The sequence below is a fragment of the Paenibacillus sp. FSL H7-0690 genome (genome assembly GCF_037980415.1).
GTDB classification, from domain to species: Bacteria; Bacillota; Bacilli; order Paenibacillales; family Paenibacillaceae; genus Paenibacillus_AQ; species Paenibacillus_AQ odorifer.
In genome coordinates, this window is record NZ_CP150281.1 from 6,774,140 (window position 1) to 6,790,963 (window position 16,824).

Sequence of the window (16,824 nt, forward strand, 5' to 3'; positions counted from 1 at the left end):
CCACAAGGGAAAGCAAACAATAAGGTGCTCATCAACTTCAAATACTTCGGTCAGGATTAATCCGAAATGCCAAAAGCCTTCTCGACTGCCTCCTCACGGTTTCGTACCCCGAGCTTGGCATAGATGGTGGACGCGTAATTCCTCACCGTTCCATCGGACAGATATAGTTTAGCGGCAATAGATTTATAACGCATTCCCTTCGAGAGGCATTCTAGAATCTCCAGCTCACGCGGAGTCAGTCCATATTCATTACTCTTCTCTGTCGGTGGCGCCTCTGAAGCTGGATGCATCTCATAGTGATCAATTAATACATTCGTAATATCGGGTGTAATCATCTTTACGCCCCGATGTACGAGACGAATTCCTTCGAACAGCTCCTGCGGCTCGGTAGACTTTAACAAGTAGCCATCTGCCCCGTTTTGCAGTGCTTCGACTGCCATATCTGCTTCTTGAAAAGTAGTCAGGATCAACACTCGTACCCCTGGCCACTTTTGCTTAATAAGCTTGGTCGCTTCCGCACCGTCCATGCCCGGCATATTTAAGTCCATCAGCACCACGTGAGGTTGTTCCTGCTCGCAGAAGCTTATCGCTTGTTCACCATTCTCAGCTAACCCATTGATCACAAAATCCGGCTCCTGCTCTAGAATAATTCGCAGACTATCCCGGATATAGGGTTGATCATCTACCAGCAATAAACGAATCGTTTCCTCCTGTATCTCTTCAAGCCTTGGTAAACTGCAGGTCACTAAGGTCCCTTCCCCTGGCTTAGAGTAGAAATACACTTGTCCTTGCAAGTTGGAGGCACGCTCCTTCATCGCATTCACACCAAATCCTGCTTTTAAATCTTCAGTGCCTAATCCATTATCCTGCACATCCAGCCGAATCAGCTTCTCTTCATAATGTAAGCTGATGACAATTTCACTGGCTTGACCATGACGTACAGCGTTGGTTATCGACTCCTGCAAACATCTGTATAATGTCATTTGGGCCTGCTTAGATACTGTATACGGCTCTCCGAATGTTCTTAAGCGAATCTTAACCTTGGAGAAGGTCTGGAAATCATCCACTAATTTCTGCAGGGACTGCATTAGCGTCAATGAATCCTCCGAAGCGCCCACATGGTGCAAATATCGCCGAACATCATCCAAGCCATTGCGGGTTAACTTTAACAAGGCATCTATTTTGTGCTCTCCTTCAGAAGTATTCACCTCCGAACGTAAAGTCTCTAGCCCCATAATAATTGAAGTATAAGAATGCCCCACCGTATCATGCAGATCTTTGGATAAACGATCTCGTTCTTCCAGAAGTGTCATACGTTCAACTTGCGAGATGTACTGCTCTAAAACAGCATTTTGCTCCTTAATAATTCTGCCCTGCTTGTGATTCACCACCAGTAAATGAAAAGCGAACCCAAGCGTATACACCAAACCCATGTTAACAATCATCGATACAGCATCCATTTGTTGTGACAATCTAGATAACATAATTGGAATCAAAATGACCGTGATCGGAGCTGCCCAACGATAGGACTTCTGTGCACTATTGCTGGCGATCATAAAAGCGATAGGCAGAAAAGTTACGTACGATTCAGGAAACAAAGCAGCCAAATATAAACAAAGCCCACCCGAAAAAAGGATCTCCGCGATCAGATAATACTTGTAATGCAGCTGCAAACAAAACCAAGGCACAGAAAAAGAGACCACGCCCCAAACAAACGCGATCCAGAAAGGAATCGTAAAATCCTCCGAAAGATAACACATGGTGACCAAAAAAGAAGTAGAAAAACAAATCCGAAACAGGAGGACGAGCCAATCGTACCAGAACCACTGTTTGACCAGATTAAACAAGGCATTTCCCCCTATATACTCTGCTGACTTAATCTTTATTATAGTGTAACCCCTTAAGGGCTCACTAGTTACAAAAAGTCATGAGTTGAGATGACATTTTTACTAATGGTGTAATTAGTGAATAGTTACCCTTGTATACTTAGCATTAACGTAAAAAAGATGCCAACCCATTTAGGGAGGCATCCTTGATCAATCATATTCTTTAATACCAAGACTTAAAACTTAATTCTTGAAAATCCTTTGTCTGTCTTTACATATCCCACGCTATTCCCCACATAATTGAAATTAAAATCATCCTTCAGCCTGAAAGTATAATCTACTGCGAGCGTTTTAGGATTTAAAATATATGTTGCAGAACCAGGAAAGCTAAGCTCAATATTACCATCCTGTAATTGATACAACGAAACAAAAAATTCCGTCTCATCTTGTAGGGCTACTGACTTAACCAATCCTTTTACATTATATAAGGACAGCTTCCCATTGGCATAAATCCCATATACCTCTCCCAGGGATGATATGACAGCATTACCTGCGACATCTCTACCCCACAGCAATTTACCTTTAGAGTCAAAACCAAATAGTCGGTTCCCTGTTTTGGGAAGATTAGCCCGAATTAGTACGGTTCCATCGGTGAGCACCTCGTTGTAATCGACTTCTGTATACGAATCCGCAGGCAACTGGTATGTAAATACTGAATTTAGCGAAGAATCAAGAGCCTGGATTCGCGAGCCTTTCCCACTTCCGTAATTTGTTTGAATGAGGATACGATTCCCTTTCCCTGCTACCGTCCCTTTGTAAGTTACGTTTTTTATTTTAGTTCCATTTTTATTAATTAAGGTTAGGGACCCAGAATAATTACCGGAACCATCAAACTGTCCTCGGGATGCAAAGACTAAATTGCCGTTATCAAGTCTATACAAGTATCCCTCTGCTTGAGATAAATTCACCTTCCATTTCCGTTTCCCGTCAGCTCCCACCGCGTAGATTTGAGTTGCGTCAGGAGAAAGATTATCTGTAAAAGTTAGGTATAGCGTTCCATCTGGTGACACTAAATATTCTTTGGATTCACGAAACATCGATGTACCAGGGTCTGCAAAATTAACCGACCACTTCAGCTTTCCAGTCTGTGTGTCATATGATTTCAGCGTATCCACTAACCATATCTTAGTTTGAGTAGCATGCTCTTCTTTGGTGTGTAGATACACTGTGTTTAATTTAGTAACCTCCATAGGATTGCCTTCCACACTCTCCAGCTCTCCCACAACATTCAGCTGACTCCATTGGGCATTCGGTAATTTGGTTACTGCTGCTGCAGCTTCTACAGTGCCAGAGGTCACCGTACTTGTAGTCATCAACAAGAGAGCAACCAACCCTGTAAATATTCCTTTTTTCAAAAATATCAACCTTTCTTTCCATATATAGTATGCATTCTGTTACTTTACTACCTTTTCTAAGGGACAACAAGATTATATTAAGCAGCTTTTTAAATCAAAACACAGACTGTATGATAGTACATATTATTTGTCCATAAAATTATAGTAGACCAATTAAACCAATAGGACAGCAAATTCTATAAAGTATGAACACTATCGGAGGAATAATAAACTATGTTAGCCGCACTACTTCATGGCATTGCACTGGCCTTTGGATTAATTCTTCCACTTGGCGCACAAAATGTCTTTGTATTTAACCAAGGGGCCTCGCAGCCACATTTTAAAAAAGCCATTCCCGTTATTGTTACAGCCGCTTTATGCGATACCCTGCTTATTCTATTAGCCGTATTAGGTGTTTCAGTCCTTGTGTTTGCCATCCCCGTTCTGCAGACCGCTTTATTTGCTGTAGGACTTTTATTTCTTTTGTATATGGGATGGTCTATCTGGAAAAGTACACCTACATCGTCAGCGCAAGACGCAACGCCTCTATCCTCCAAAAAACAAATCCTGTTCGCGCTGTCCGTTTCTTTATTAAATCCACATGCGATTTTGGATACTATTGGCGTCATCGGCACTAGCTCACTTAGTTACACAGGCGTAGACAAAGTTGTATTTGCTGGCGCGACTATCCTAGTGTCATGGATTTGGTTCTTTGGGCTGGCTGTAGCCGGAAAAACCGTAGGACAAATCGACTCAAGTGGCAAAATCATGCGGATTATTAATAAGATCTCCGCGATCATTATTTGGATCGTTGCTGCTTATATTGCCTTCAAGCTTTTTTAAATGGAGGAAAAAGAATGCTGTACACCAATTTGCCGTATAATTATGTCCAATTTACACCATAATGTACTAGAATTTTGACTTACGGCGCAGAATGAGGTACATTACAATTTGGACGAACAATTAACAAACCAAAATACTATAATGTTCGCATTTAGAGGTGTAAATTATGAAAGAAGTATTCGATTATGAAGATATTCAATTAATTCCTGCAAAATGTATCGTAAACAGCCGTTCGGAGTGTGATACATCAGTCACCCTCGGTGGGCATAAATTTAGATTGCCGGTGGTACCTGCCAACATGCAAACCATCATTGATGAGAAGATCGCTATCTCCTTGGCGCAAAATGGCTATTTCTACATTATGCATCGTTTTGAACCGGAGAAACGTACGTCTTTCATCAAAGACATGCACTCCCGTGAATTAATCGCATCCATTAGCGTCGGAGTTAAGGAAGAAGAGTATGATTTCGTAGAACAATTATCTAAAGAACAGCTGGTTCCGGAATTCATTACAATTGATATTGCACACGGCCATTCCGAAGCAGTTATTCGGATGATCAAACATATTAAACAATACCTGCCTGCCAGTTTTGTTATTGCAGGAAATGTAGGAACACCTGAAGGCGTTAGAGAATTAGAAAACGCTGGAGCTGATGCTACTAAAGTTGGGATTGGACCAGGGAAAGTATGTATCACTAAGATCAAAACTGGATTCGGTACAGGCGGCTGGCAGTTAGCTGCACTACGCTTGTGTGCCAAGGCTGCAAGCAAGCCAATTATTGCCGATGGTGGCATTCGCACACACGGTGATATTGCTAAATCGGTACGATTTGGCGCTTCTATGGTCATGATTGGTTCACTATTTGCCGGTCATGAGGAATCTCCGGGTGAAACCATTGAAATCGCTGGGAAGCTCTATAAAGAATACTTTGGCTCCGCTTCAGAATACCAAAAAGGTGAAAAGAAGAACGTCGAAGGTAAAAAAATTGCGGTTGAGCATAAAGGGGCTTTAGCAGAAACCCTAAGAGAAATGGAGCAGGATCTTCAATCCTCTATCTCTTATGCAGGTGGCAATAAGTTAGAGGCTATCCGTAATGTGGATTACGTTATCGTTAAGAACTCCATTTTTAATGGAGATAAAGTCTATTAATTGAACAAACAGGTGAGCAGGATGACTTAGGTCAATCTTGCTCATCTTTTTTTATGAGAACGAGTTCTGCCGGTCTACTTTGGGGTAATGGTAAGAATAAACTCCTACTAGATCACAATAGAGAGGATTATCCTTATGCGGCAAGCTATGATTATTATTAACCCCTCCTCCGGCAAAGAAGAAGCCAGCCAATATGTCAGATATGCAACAAGAGTTCTAAGTGATAAAGACTACTCCGTTACGATCAAGGAGACGGCAAAAGAACTAGACGCCACTCGTTATTCCATCGCTGCTTGTGAGGAAGGTTATGATCTGGTGATCTCCATCGGCGGGGATGGCACGCTTCACGAGACCATTAATGGTCTTATCGATCAGGAACACCACCCAAAGTTAGGTGTGGTTCCTTTAGGAACGGCTAATGATTTCGCCCGTGCATTACAAATTCCACTGAATCCCGAAATAGCCATTCAAACCCTTGCCTCCTCAAATTTAAAAACAGTAGATATCGGTCGCTTAAATGACCGCCTATTCGGCAACGTGGTTGCTGTAGGTTCAATTGCCGGAGCATTATCCTCTGTATCCTCCGAAGATAAAACCAAACTCGGCTCATTGGCATACTTAAAAGAAGGTCTTAAACAACTTACAAGCCCTACAGCCCACCCCCTTGTCATTCACCATGATGGACAAATGTGGCAAGGAGATTCCTTACTCTTTCTCGCCGTATTAACCAACTCAGTCGGCGGGTTCGAGAATCTAATACCGGATGCTGCGGTTGACGACGGTCTGCTTCATTGTTTTATTATTTTGGACCTCAGTATATTCAATACCATTACAGCCAGTATATCTTTACTGCTGGGTACCCTCAAGGATCATAAAGATGTTGTCTATTTCACAGCCCACAATGTAAGTGTAAGCTCTCCAGAAACCGTAAGAACCAATGTAGATGGCGAAGAAGGTCCAACTTTGCCTATTACGCTAAGTGTTCTCCCTCGTCATATCCAAGTCATTGTGCCAGAAGTGGACTAACAAACAAAAAGCAGTCCGGAACTCAAAAAGTTCCAGACTGCCCTTAATTTATGGACGCCCCGATCCATATCTTACTAATCAAATGACTAAGAAGTTATTTCTATTCCACTACAATAAATTTTTTGCCTAATAACCACATTCCGCCGCTAATCCCTAAGAAATAAATAGGCATCGTCAGTAATGAACCATTATGGAGAGCGCTCATTCCCCACGTCGCCAAGCTAACAAGCAAATAATAACCCAAGCTGAATATCGCACCTGCTGTTCCTACAACATCCTGAAATTGAACAAGAGCAAGACTTAGACAATTAGGTAAAGCAATCCCTGCACCCATTAATAGGACAAACAGTGTTATTAGAATACATACGATCACTATCATATCCGGCAGCGAGTCAAGACTGCTTGCGATTGTTAATAGCAAGGCTCCGCTCGCCATTACTAGACAGCCGATATGGATTATTTTTTCTGGGGCATAGAGGGTTAATAATCTTTTGGAGATCATTGCGCCTACAATCGACGCCAAAGCCACAATAATGCCGAGAAAACCATAGACTCCTGGCGAAATCTGAAAGTGTTCAATAAATATAAAAGGAGCTTCAGCATAATAGCTGAACAAGATTCCGTTAATGCCTCCAATTAGTAACCCAAACACCAATGCACGTGGCAATGCGAGCATTTTTTTGACTATAGGCAGAATAGCCACCTTTTTTCTCATGGAAACATCAGTGGTTTCTGGCAGCTTCCAAAAAGCATACATAAATAACAACACACTCATCATTACTAATGTAAAGAAAACCGCTCGAAAACCAAAAGCTTGATCCACCCATCCGCCAATTAACGGACCTACTGCGGGAGTAAAAGCAATGACCGCCGAGATTTGGGCAAACATAACATGCCGTTTATTCCCGGAGACACTCTCACGAAGAATGGTTTGGGTAATAATCGAACCTGTTGCTGCTCCAAACGCTTGTATAAACCTGCTGACTAACAGCAAATGAATGGATTCTGAGTAAAAACACATCAAGCTTCCCATACCGTATACAAGAAGTCCAGCCAGCATGGAAGATCTCCGCCCGATGAAGTCAGACAACCAACCCCAGCTAAAAACTCCTAAAGCAAATCCAATAAAATACATACTTAACGTTAACTGTACAGAACTATTGGTGGCCCCAAGTGCTACTGCGATATCCGGTAACGATGGAGTGTAAATCGTCTCACTAATTTGCGGAAAAGCCACAAGAACAATCATTAAAAGTAACGATGGTGCTGCATATTTTTTCATCTTATTTTCGCCCTCCTACAAGCTTATATCCTCGAACAACTACAAGAATATGAGCCTAGCTAGGGAAATGGGGGCATCATTATGGCAAGACGACTATAGATCATCATGTTAGAAAATCACCTTTCATTGTTATGCTTTCATGGTTTTATAGGAGGGCTTACCCGAAAGATATCGGGCAAAGATTTGAGTTTCAATTATTCAGCCAAAACATCATTATACACGGTAATAGAAAAGCTCTCAAACGAATCGCTTCGCCTGAGAGCTTATTTAGGTTAGGAATTTTGTTCTGATAATCCATGTATAGTTACGCCAACAGCGCTGGATTTCTTTTTGTCCTGAGAAGCATGTAGCTTTACCATCACAAATCTTGCAAACGGCTGTATCAATATACTTTCAGCGAACAGTGCAATCAGGAAATTTCTTGGCCAATTGGCTAAGAAGTGATTAAACGTTTGAGAACTCAACCCGTTTCCGATAATGTCTCCAATAAACGTCATACAAAATGACATTCCTAGTACGGTGAATAAGATACGGAATAGGATTTTGGCGTTGAAGCTATCTGTAGGTTGTGTGAATGTAGCTGTCAGCTTTTCGGCAATACGGCCAATAACAACAGGCTCAATAATCATGACAATTACCCAAATGATCGGAAACACCTTAAGAATCGTTAAGGCAACCTCACCATTAAATTCTCCAACCCCTAAAATGATATTTATTGAGGACATAAACAGTACCGTCAGTGTACAAATGATTGCACCATATAATGCCCCCTCCTTGCCGTTTCTTGGTAATCTTGCTTCTTGATTCATGATGTACTTCCTTTCAAAATTGTCGGTAATAGTTTGGCGATAGTTTTTAAGGGAGTTGTGGATTTTTGCGTTAGGCACAACATCATCGCCCCTTCGATCGAAGCCGTCATCCACAATGCCATCTCGGAGGCTGATTCCTGCGAATAACCTTCAGTTACAAGCTTATCGCAGTATATTCGTTCCATGTTCTCATAGAGCAAGCTACATGCCTGGCGGACAGGTTCACTCACCGTAGCCATTTCACTGACAATACTGCTAAAGGTATATCCGGTAATCGTGCCCTCAGTTTCTAAGTTGTGAATTAACTTGTCGATCATGGATTGTATAGCTTCTAACGTCGATGGATGCTTTTTAAAAATATCCTCAATATCTATCGTAATTGCTTCATTTAAGCCCTTTAAACAAGCAATTAATAGTTCTTCTTTTCCATTTGGAAAATGATGATAAAGCGCTCCTTTGGTCACATTACAGGCTTTTAAAATTTCATTCACGCCTACATTTTTATATCCTTTTTGCTGAAAAAGAAGTGTCGCCGTCTCAATCATTAGCGATTTTGTATCCACAATAACGTACTCCCCCTAACATACCAACCGGTCTGTTTGTTATTATAACAATATAAAAATGATTAATGTAAGTCTTTTTTGCTTTTTTTCAAAAAATATTTCATTATTTTCATTTATAACTGAAAACAGGATATGATCTAGTAAGTCTAGAAGTTAATGTGGAGTTCAAAACATAATTGTCGTTATGAATAAAAAAGAATAGGGTGTATATATGAAAAAAAACGCCTTAGTAATTATGCTGATAAGCTTGATTACTTTAATCTTTATCGCAGCTTGTAATGGTAATCAGAAAAAAGATGACTTTTTGACGCCATACCTTACTCAAGAAAATAAATCTTTTTCAATCCTAATTTTATCGGAGAACGATCGTTTTTTTGAGCAAACTAAAGAGCTTGAGGATATTTACAAGGAAAATATGACTTCTATCAGCAAAGCAGGTGTTATCAAAAAAGATTCGAAAGAGGGGGGCCGCTTAAAAGAGGATTTGAAGATCAACACTTACCCTTCATATATCCTATTGGACAATAAAAAAGTGCTGCTTATAAGCGAAAATATTGAGCAGTTTAAAACAGAGTCAAAACAAATCATAGAAGAAATTCTCAACAAATAATGCATAGACATTTAAGTGCCTACAGCAAAAAGGGCTCAGTTTCATGAGCCCGCAAATACTTACCCTACTATGTTTTTATGTCTGAAGAATTGTCCCAACACTCCACGTTTTCCAGACCCTCTATGCTATCTTTATAAAAGGCAGGGTCCTTCCCTGCCCGCTTCTGGCGCTTATAATCCTGCAAGGCGGCAAAGGCCACTTTAGATAACAAAAGGATAGCGATCAAATTCACGATGACCATGAAGCCCATAAATAAATCAGCCAAGTCCCATACCAATTGAACTTTAGCTACGGAGCCAAAAATAATCATCGCCAAGACGCTGTATCTATAGAATAGTAATACTTTTTTATTGGAGTTCAAGAATTCTATATTGGTCTCACCATAATAATAATTTCCGATTAACGTACTGAAAGCAAACAATAAAATCATGATCGCTAGGGATCCCGAGGCCCACGAACCAATATGTTCGCTTAATGCCGCTTGTGTCAGCTTAATTCCATCCAGCCCTGGCTGTTTATACGCATCGGATAACAAGATAATAAAAGCAGTACTCGAACAAATAAGTAACGTGTCTGTAAGTACACCCAGCGCTTGCATCAGCCCTTGTTTCACCGGATGACTAGTTGTTGCAGTTGCCGCAGCATTCGGAGCACTACCCATTCCCGCTTCATTGGAGAATAGTCCCCGTTTCACCCCTTGCAGAATGACTGCCCCAAAAGATCCCCCTGCGATTTGTTCAAATCCAAAAGCACTTTTCACAATAAGCGCCAGAATCGCCGGTATTTCCGTAATATTAATTAACATAATAATAACAGCAGCCCCAATATAGATCCCTGCCATTACCACTACAATATATTCGGACATTCTAGCAATACGTTTAACCCCACCAAAGATAACAGCCGCAAAAGCAGCAGCAACTACAAGCCCAAGAATCACCCGATTAGTGCCAAATGAATTCTCAAAGGCCACTGTAATCGTATTGGATTGAACTGCATTAAATACAAGACCAAAGGATAACGTGATCAAAACCGCAAATACCGCGCCCATCCAACGTTTTTTCAGGCCTTGCTCCATATAATAGGCGGGACCCCCACGAAATCCAGTCTTGTCCTTCACTTTATACACCTGTGCCAGAGTACTTTCAATAAATCCGGACGCTGATCCAATAATAGCTATGACCCACATCCAAAAAACAGCCCCTGGTCCACCTATTGCGATAGCAATTGCGATCCCTGTAATATTCCCTGTCCCAACCCTTGCTGCCATACTGATACAGAAAGCCTGAAACGACGAAATGGAATCTTTTGACCTTTCATTGGACTCTTTAAGAACCCTAAACATTTCTTTAAACATGCTAAACTGAACAAACTTCGATCGAATGGTGAAATAAATTCCACAAACAATAAGCAGAACCACCAAAATTTTTGACCAAAGAAAGTCATTTGTTGCGCTAATCATACTGTCTAACATTTGTTGCATGTGAATCCGCCTCTCCATTGTGTCGATACCCAGTTGCTGAACCTTAAGTTACATAGTATTTTCAAATATAACAGCCCTTATTTCAAAAGCCAACAAAAAAAATTAGCCAGCAACACCATACCTTACACCGGTGTGAGAGCTATTTCTCCATCTTCATCTGAGCTCACAAGCTCCTTTAGATTAATCTAGGTATTATAAAAAAATGAAAAAGCATCTTGTGGAAGAAATGTATGACTACAATGTATGCGCGTATTTATATCGTGGAGAACATTTGGTTTGATTTGATTTCAAGACGAACGAGGAACGAAGCTATAACATCAGCAGCACAACTAGTGCCCTTATTAGCCGCAAAAGATATTGAAGAAATGGCTGTCCTCTATCATGAGCTAGCCAGCAAAAATAAAATCGTTCTGGCTAGTCAAAAAGATAAGGATCCCACCGTTGTTTTGGACCATCCAACTATGGGATCGCTTGAGACATCCATTTCCGGGGTTATCTCGAATAATCATAGAGCAGATATTTTCGAGGTGTTAATTAGCCACAGCTTTAAAATATTGGTACACCTGATTTAACTTCTTATCATGTTTCCCTTTTGGACTCTCCATATTCCCAAATTCGAAAAACTTCACTTTCTTGATGCCACAATATTGAAATAGTGCTTTTCTCATCAGCACTTTATGGGAATTATTCAGCCAATATAAAGGATAAAGGGTCGGCCCCTTCATGCTGGAAATGCAAACCACAGACTTTCCTTTCAGCAGCCCTTCGGGGATGAGACCACCCTTTTCTCTGTAAGCGAAATTAGAAGCAAACATTTGGTCAATATAACCGAGCAACATCGCGGGAGGACGTCCCCACCAGATTGGATACACAAACACAATTTTATCGGCCTGACGAATCTGCTCCCGATACTTCTCTAGCTTGGGATCGATATGCATGTCTCTTCTACGTTTATTTTCATTAAATACCAGCACAGGATCAAATTGCTCTTCGTAAAGATCAAGGACCTCTATCTTCGTGATCTTTTGATTCTCATTACTTCCCTGAATGACTTTATTGAAAAAAGCATAACTTAAACTTTTATGATTCGGATGTGTATAGATGACTAAAACGTTCATTGCTCCACCTCTTTAATTATCATTTGATAACAAAATGGTATCACAACCGTTATTTAGTTGTCAAATGATAATTGTATTATGATAATTATTTTGTTAAGGTTTACAATAAGAGGTGATCCTTATGGACAAACAAGCGTTTTTTCAGAAAATTGTTACCTTTACGACAGCAGTCCATGAAGTAACATTTGACTTTACCAAAGATGTTAGACCGGAAGGCATTACGCCCGTTCAATATAGTATTCTGGAATATATTGCGGTTAGCCAGCCTGTTACCCTCAGCCAAATCAGCGATTGTAAGAATATCTCTATGCCGAATACCAGCCGTGAGCTCAAGAAATTAACAGAAAAAAACCTGTGTGAGAAGCTTGATGTCGCCGAGGACCGGCGTAAGCAAATGATTCGGCTGTCTGATGCTGGACAAGCGATGATGAACGAAGCTTTTGAACGGATCGGTGAACGTTTTCTGAACCGGATTAAAGAGGTTCCCCCAGAGGAATTAGCCGAGATTAACCATGCCATCGATATCCTGCAATCTAAGGTGTTTAACACCCAGCAATGATCCGAGAAAAAGACAGCAGAGCAGCAGCGGTTCCCCCATTAATGGGAGCACCGCTGCTCTGTGTTTTGGGTCGTTGGTTAGCTGACTCAAGACCGATTATTGGCTAGTTAAAACCTAACGAAATCGAATCAGCCTCACCTTCAGCTAAATCGCCGAATCGCACTCGTCCACTGAGGCTTTCGGACCCAGATGACGTTATTGGCATGTTTTTAGCCTTTTGTGCGTAATTTCGGACTCCAGCGACGCTATTCCTATGAATCGGGTTCATATTGGGTGTTTTTTATGCCAATAGCTGCTATGCGGTCCGTTGGCATTCCAAATATGCGAAAAAGCTGCATTTAAGGTCAGCTGAGTCCGAAAGACGCTTCCCTAATAATCCCCTAATAGAAATAGGCACTCCTCTTAAGGAATGCCTTGATTTGATTATAAGTATTCTTAGCCAGCGAAATAGACTATTTCACCAGTCCGCTGATAAAGGTCTCAAAATTGTCAGCCAAACGTGTGATTTTGTATTTGTTATCCCGATCTACATGAATAACCTCAGGTTCGCCATCATTCCCGAACTCGCGGTAATCCAGCATCACCACTTCATTCTCAGAAGGACAATCACAGATCACCACACCAACTTCAGGATAACGTCCATTTTCAATCACAGTCCGGCTGCCTGAAGCTCCACACAGCGACTTATTCTTATCTCGTCCAATTCCGAGGATACCAGAAATCGTAATAAATTCTCCTGTTCCCGGAATCGGATAACGATTGTTATGAGGAATTCCCCCATTATGTAACTTCATCATATCCACATAGGAAGCAGGCAGCTTAAAGACCAGCTCTTCTTGTACTGAAGTAATCAATGCATCTGAAGGCGGGTCAGAAATATATTCTGAGAACGCATACTCGCTGTCATCCCAGAAATTAGTGGTATCCAACGCTATTACAGGCTTCTTAGCAGGTTTGTTTACAGGCTTTTTCGCAGCTTTTTTAGCCAATTTACGTTTGATCCAGCCCAGAAACTCCAATGTGTCTTCATCATCAGGTTCCAGCTGATCGGCAATCGTAAACGCTTTTAAAGCTTCGTCATATCTTTTCAGATAATAATAAGAAACCCCGATACGGTAATGCCAGAGCGGGTCACCTTCACCCTCATCTTCAATGCTCAAATACTGCTCTAAAGCCTCTTCATATTGCCCGAGATTATTAAGCGCCCTGCCCAAATGACTAGTTAGAACATAATCTCTTTCCTCTTCAGGAATTTCCGTGATTGCATCCACGATTTCTTGAAATTCATCTTCCTCATGCCATTCATCCAATTTTGCCAATAACTCATCACTCATCATTAATACCTCCTATTAACGATCACTCAAAATACCTATTAGAAATTATACCATTTCTAACCTATGCCCAGCCAATAACGCATGTCCTAGCCCTATCAATCAAAAAGCAACTTCCCTTTTTGCTGTGAAAAACAGACCGCAGCGTTTATCTGCGGTCTGTTTTTCGTATACAGAAAACCATTTTAATTATGGTAACTATAATTGCTGCTTTCTATCCTGCCTTTACGACTGCATCCCGTTTTCGATCCTCTGCAGGAACTCTTCAACGGCACTATAGCCAAGCTGCTTAAGGTACCAATTGTTCGCAGCCGCCTCGATCAGGCCAGCCACGTCGCGGCCAGGCTGAAGCTGAATTTCAATATGCGGAATTTGCACGCCAAGATATTCTGTGAACTGGGGTTCGATTTCGAGCTCATTATTCAAGGAATTCTCCCGCCATGGTGACAACTCGATGTCGAGTACAATTCGTGTCTCTTCCTGAAAAGCTCTACGCCCGTACTGCCGTACAACATTGATCAGACCAATACTGCGCAGCGCTAGGAATTCACGGGTCGTTTCATTATGCGTGCCGAGAAGCGTCGCCGGTCCCAGCTTCTTAAGCACAACTACATCATCGGCCACAAACCGATGGCCTCTTCTAATGAGCGTGTGAGCGGTTTCGCTTTTTCCGATCCCGGACTTGCCTCTCAATAGGACACCTATACCAGACACGTTCACACACACTCCATGAATTGAAAGTTCTGGCGCCAGCGCCTTCACCAGATAAGTATCAATCTTTGCGATGAACTCTGACGTCGTCTCTTCCGTCCGAAGTAGTGGTATACCTTCTTGGTCGCAGAATAAAGTCAAATAGGGAATCTCCTGCTGACCCGTCGTCACAATAAAACATGGGGGATGATACTTAACGATATTGCCAATATGTAACTTGCGTTGCTCAACGCTTAGCTTTAGCAGATAATTGATTTCTTTACGGCCCAATACTTGTACTCGCTTCATGGGGAAAAAGTCGAAGTAACCCACGAACTCCAGGCCAGGTCTATGTGTCTTAGAGCGAGTGATCTCGCGGTCCATGCAGCTAGCACCCGCAAGCACTTCCAGCTTAAACGTTTCCGTAAGGCTTTGAACGGTAATCGATTTCAATGTTGTTCTCCTCCTGTGGCTACGTATTTTGAATACGTAATACGGTTACCGGGATATATTCAACGACGAATAGAATGATTCCTGCAAAAGAAATAGACAGATCATGAGATATTAACAACTATGTTCCTTCAAGAAAATTAATGAGGTATATCTCCGGTTGCGTGAGAAAATCTGCAAAACTACATAAATCCGCGTACGTCTGATGTTCCACGTCGTAACAGCCTATCAGGCCTTTTTTCTTCGGATTCCACATAAGCAGCAGATCAGAGTAATTATCTATATCGGCTGACAGACGGAGCAGCTTTTGCCGGCCGATTTTTATTTCAATGGTATCAGTTAATGTGAAAAAGTCGATATATCTAATTTCATATTCATTTTGTGTTAGCTCAAGACGCAGTTTTGTTCCAGTAAGAAAGCTAACCAATTCATCAGACAATTTATATTTTCTCAGCTCAAACTTCTTATTCTCGATATCATGAAATTCAGCCGGCTCTAACGATTTCAAAAAGTCAGCCAAAGCTGTATTCTTATTGCTCACAGCAATGGTGTAAGGGCGATCGCCATCTTTTTCCGCCAAGGTAACGTCTGCGCCACGTTCAATCAAATATTGTACCATCGCTTGATTACCCATTCTTGTGGCAACCGTTAACGGAGTGGCTTGATAAGGATAGACCATATCGGAATTGTTGTAATTAATGTCCACCCCATGATCCAATAAATAAGCAACGGTCTTAAGGTCGTGATCTGACACCGCTTTGCGTAATACAGCCCCACCATGCTGCTTAATATCTAATCCTAGCTCATGTATGAGCGGGATATTGTTTTTGTTGCCATAGTAGGCCTGCGAATATGCACCTGACTTGACCTGATTAAGCTTGTCCAGTTTGGCCCCTTGTGCTGCAATATAGCGGACGATATCTTCTTTACAATAGCGAACCGCGAGCAAAAAAGCCGGATTATTCTTCACATTCAGATTTACACCGTGCTGTACCAGCAGCTTTATGACATCCATTCTCTCTGATATAAGCGCCAAATCTAACGGGGTTAACGTGGTATATTTGCTAAGGACGATGCCCTCTTCAATATCCCAGCCTGCTCTAATGGCAGCCTCTAATTCCGGAATATTTCCTTTGTAAATATGCATGGCCATTTGCGGCAGTTCCTCGAACTTCCCTATATCCTTCAGACGGATCATCTATTATCCACTCCTACTTCAAGTATTATGAAGAGTATAGAGAACCGTATAGTAAAAAACAATCCAAACTAAGGATGTTGTTCTAACAAATAGTCCTCATAATGTTCAGATCGGTGAGATTATTGCTGCTATTTCAAAAAATAAAAAGAAGCTCCGTAAATTCACGAAGCTCCTGTTTACAATTTATGATGGTAAGTAAAGTTGAAGCAGCCTGCTGTTGCCAGCGAGAAAGCTGGCTATATTCCTCTTTACCCTTGGATGTCCCGTCTCGCCTCTTGCTCGGCAAGAATCTCGTTATCTTCCGCGTTATCCCGCGTCACTTTCTGAACGCCAATAGCGCTATAAGAAATCAAGAGAATAACAGCTATGTAATACCCCTTTACATTTAATTCAAATGGAGCATTGTAAAGGCCAATAAAAAACATCGCATACCCGATAATCAAACCCACAAAAGCCATAATTGTGAAGGCCCCTGTGTTTCTCATCCTGTGTTTA

17 protein-coding genes are annotated in these 16,824 nt (G+C 41.5%); 6 read left to right on the forward strand and 11 right to left on the reverse strand.

The window, feature by feature from the left end:
- Positions 1–56: 56 nt before the first annotated feature.
- Entirely contained in the window at positions 57–1,847 is a 1,791-nt protein-coding gene (locus tag MHI32_RS29820) for a hybrid sensor histidine kinase/response regulator transcription factor (RefSeq protein ID WP_340011624.1), read from the reverse strand.
- Positions 1,848–2,062: 215 nt separating this feature from the next.
- Positions 2,063–3,241, reverse strand: coding sequence for a hypothetical protein (locus MHI32_RS29825; protein ID WP_340011625.1), 1,179 nt, complete (start codon positions 3,239–3,241; stop codon positions 2,063–2,065).
- 213 nt (positions 3,242–3,454) lie between these two features.
- On the opposite strand from MHI32_RS29825, the gene MHI32_RS29830 reads away from it, so the two are divergent.
- The 3 genes from MHI32_RS29830 to MHI32_RS29840 all read left to right on the forward strand — a co-directional run bounded on the left by MHI32_RS29830 (position 3,455) and on the right by MHI32_RS29840 (position 6,239).
- A complete protein-coding gene (locus MHI32_RS29830) occupies positions 3,455–4,063 on the forward strand; it encodes a LysE/ArgO family amino acid transporter (protein ID WP_076124191.1) in 609 nt (202 codons plus the stop codon).
- A gap of 166 nt (positions 4,064–4,229) precedes the next feature.
- Positions 4,230–5,213, forward strand: a complete 984-nt coding sequence (gene guaC, locus MHI32_RS29835) for a GMP reductase (protein ID WP_036682307.1) — start codon at positions 4,230–4,232, stop codon at positions 5,211–5,213.
- 135 nt (positions 5,214–5,348) lie between these two features.
- A complete protein-coding gene (locus MHI32_RS29840) occupies positions 5,349–6,239 on the forward strand; it encodes a diacylglycerol kinase family protein (RefSeq protein WP_340011628.1) in 891 nt (296 codons plus the stop codon).
- 100 nt (positions 6,240–6,339) lie between these two features.
- Here MHI32_RS29840 and MHI32_RS29845 read toward each other — a convergent pair whose 3' ends face one another.
- The 3 genes from MHI32_RS29845 to MHI32_RS29855 all read right to left on the reverse strand — a co-directional run bounded on the left by MHI32_RS29845 (position 6,340) and on the right by MHI32_RS29855 (position 8,893).
- Positions 6,340–7,521: a multidrug effflux MFS transporter gene (locus tag MHI32_RS29845; protein WP_340011629.1), complete on the reverse strand. Its 1,182-nt coding sequence runs from the start codon at positions 7,519–7,521 to the stop codon at positions 6,340–6,342.
- Positions 7,522–7,793: 272 nt separating this feature from the next.
- Positions 7,794–8,330: a DUF2798 domain-containing protein gene (locus MHI32_RS29850; RefSeq protein WP_036682312.1), complete on the reverse strand. Its 537-nt coding sequence runs from the start codon at positions 8,328–8,330 to the stop codon at positions 7,794–7,796.
- Positions 8,327–8,893 (reverse strand): TetR/AcrR family transcriptional regulator, encoded by a 567-nt coding sequence (locus tag MHI32_RS29855; protein WP_076301519.1) that lies wholly within the window; start codon positions 8,891–8,893, stop codon positions 8,327–8,329. Before MHI32_RS29855 ends, MHI32_RS29850 begins: the two co-directional genes overlap by 4 nt.
- A gap of 211 nt (positions 8,894–9,104) precedes the next feature.
- Between MHI32_RS29855 and MHI32_RS29860 the strand changes: the two genes are divergently transcribed.
- A complete protein-coding gene (locus MHI32_RS29860) occupies positions 9,105–9,503 on the forward strand; it encodes a hypothetical protein (RefSeq protein WP_340011631.1) in 399 nt (132 codons plus the stop codon).
- Between the two features lie 67 nt (positions 9,504–9,570).
- Here MHI32_RS29860 and MHI32_RS29865 read toward each other — a convergent pair whose 3' ends face one another.
- Entirely contained in the window at positions 9,571–10,983 is a 1,413-nt protein-coding gene (locus tag MHI32_RS29865) for an alanine/glycine:cation symporter family protein (RefSeq protein ID WP_340011632.1), read from the reverse strand.
- 230 nt (positions 10,984–11,213) lie between these two features.
- On the opposite strand from MHI32_RS29865, the gene MHI32_RS29870 reads away from it, so the two are divergent.
- On the forward strand, positions 11,214–11,555 hold the full coding sequence (locus tag MHI32_RS29870) for a hypothetical protein (protein WP_076179247.1): 342 nt from the start codon (positions 11,214–11,216) through the stop codon (positions 11,553–11,555).
- Here MHI32_RS29870 and MHI32_RS29875 read toward each other — a convergent pair.
- Positions 11,514–12,101 carry an NAD(P)H-dependent oxidoreductase gene (locus MHI32_RS29875; protein ID WP_036682318.1) on the reverse strand — a complete coding sequence of 196 codons (588 nt, stop codon included), beginning with the start codon at positions 12,099–12,101 and terminating at the stop codon, positions 11,514–11,516. The genes MHI32_RS29870 and MHI32_RS29875 overlap by 42 nt on opposite strands.
- Positions 12,102–12,222: 121 nt before the next feature.
- On the opposite strand from MHI32_RS29875, the gene MHI32_RS29880 reads away from it, so the two are divergent.
- Positions 12,223–12,660: a MarR family transcriptional regulator gene (locus tag MHI32_RS29880; protein WP_340011636.1), complete on the forward strand. Its 438-nt coding sequence runs from the start codon at positions 12,223–12,225 to the stop codon at positions 12,658–12,660.
- A 452-nt stretch (positions 12,661–13,112) separates the two neighbouring features.
- On the opposite strand, the gene MHI32_RS29885 is transcribed toward MHI32_RS29880, so the two are convergent.
- The 4 genes from MHI32_RS29885 to MHI32_RS29900 all read right to left on the reverse strand — a co-directional run bounded on the left by MHI32_RS29885 (position 13,113) and on the right by MHI32_RS29900 (position 16,814).
- Positions 13,113–13,994 carry an SMI1/KNR4 family protein gene (locus tag MHI32_RS29885; protein ID WP_076124209.1) on the reverse strand — a complete coding sequence of 294 codons (882 nt, stop codon included), beginning with the start codon at positions 13,992–13,994 and terminating at the stop codon, positions 13,113–13,115.
- A 222-nt stretch (positions 13,995–14,216) separates the two neighbouring features.
- Positions 14,217–15,134 carry an HPr(Ser) kinase/phosphatase gene (hprK, locus tag MHI32_RS29890; protein WP_076124211.1) on the reverse strand — a complete coding sequence of 306 codons (918 nt, stop codon included), beginning with the start codon at positions 15,132–15,134 and terminating at the stop codon, positions 14,217–14,219.
- A gap of 118 nt (positions 15,135–15,252) precedes the next feature.
- Complete coding sequence (locus MHI32_RS29895; protein WP_076124213.1) at positions 15,253–16,329, reverse strand: ankyrin repeat domain-containing protein; 1,077 nt, start codon at positions 16,327–16,329, stop codon at positions 15,253–15,255.
- Between the two features lie 248 nt (positions 16,330–16,577).
- Positions 16,578–16,814: a YiaA/YiaB family inner membrane protein gene (locus tag MHI32_RS29900; protein WP_305953524.1), complete on the reverse strand. Its 237-nt coding sequence runs from the start codon at positions 16,812–16,814 to the stop codon at positions 16,578–16,580.
- Positions 16,815–16,824: the final 10 nt, after the last annotated feature.

Bases quoted from the DNA above. Each gene is read 5' to 3' on its own strand.
- MHI32_RS29830 (WP_076124191.1), top strand. From the start codon at position 3,455: ATGTTAGCCGCACTACTTCATGGCATTGCACTGGCCTTTGGATTAATT.
- guaC (WP_036682307.1), top strand. From the start codon at position 4,230: ATGAAAGAAGTATTCGATTATGAAGATATTCAATTAATTCCTGCAAAA.
- MHI32_RS29840 (WP_340011628.1), top strand. From the start codon at position 5,349: ATGCGGCAAGCTATGATTATTATTAACCCCTCCTCCGGCAAAGAAGAA.
- MHI32_RS29845 (WP_340011629.1), bottom strand. From the start codon at position 7,521: ATGAAAAAATATGCAGCACCATCGTTACTTTTAATGATTGTTCTTGTG.
- MHI32_RS29850 (WP_036682312.1), bottom strand. From the start codon at position 8,330: ATGAATCAAGAAGCAAGATTACCAAGAAACGGCAAGGAGGGGGCATTA.
- MHI32_RS29860 (WP_340011631.1), top strand. From the start codon at position 9,105: ATGAAAAAAAACGCCTTAGTAATTATGCTGATAAGCTTGATTACTTTA.
- MHI32_RS29865 (WP_340011632.1), bottom strand. From the start codon at position 10,983: ATGCAACAAATGTTAGACAGTATGATTAGCGCAACAAATGACTTTCTT.
- MHI32_RS29870 (WP_076179247.1), top strand. From the start codon at position 11,214: ATGACTACAATGTATGCGCGTATTTATATCGTGGAGAACATTTGGTTT.
- MHI32_RS29875 (WP_036682318.1), bottom strand. From the start codon at position 12,101: ATGAACGTTTTAGTCATCTATACACATCCGAATCATAAAAGTTTAAGT.
- MHI32_RS29880 (WP_340011636.1), top strand. From the start codon at position 12,223: ATGGACAAACAAGCGTTTTTTCAGAAAATTGTTACCTTTACGACAGCA.
- MHI32_RS29885 (WP_076124209.1), bottom strand. From the start codon at position 13,994: ATGAGTGATGAGTTATTGGCAAAATTGGATGAATGGCATGAGGAAGAT.
- MHI32_RS29895 (WP_076124213.1), bottom strand. From the start codon at position 16,329: ATGATCCGTCTGAAGGATATAGGGAAGTTCGAGGAACTGCCGCAAATG.
- MHI32_RS29900 (WP_305953524.1), bottom strand. From the start codon at position 16,814: ATGAGAAACACAGGGGCCTTCACAATTATGGCTTTTGTGGGTTTGATT.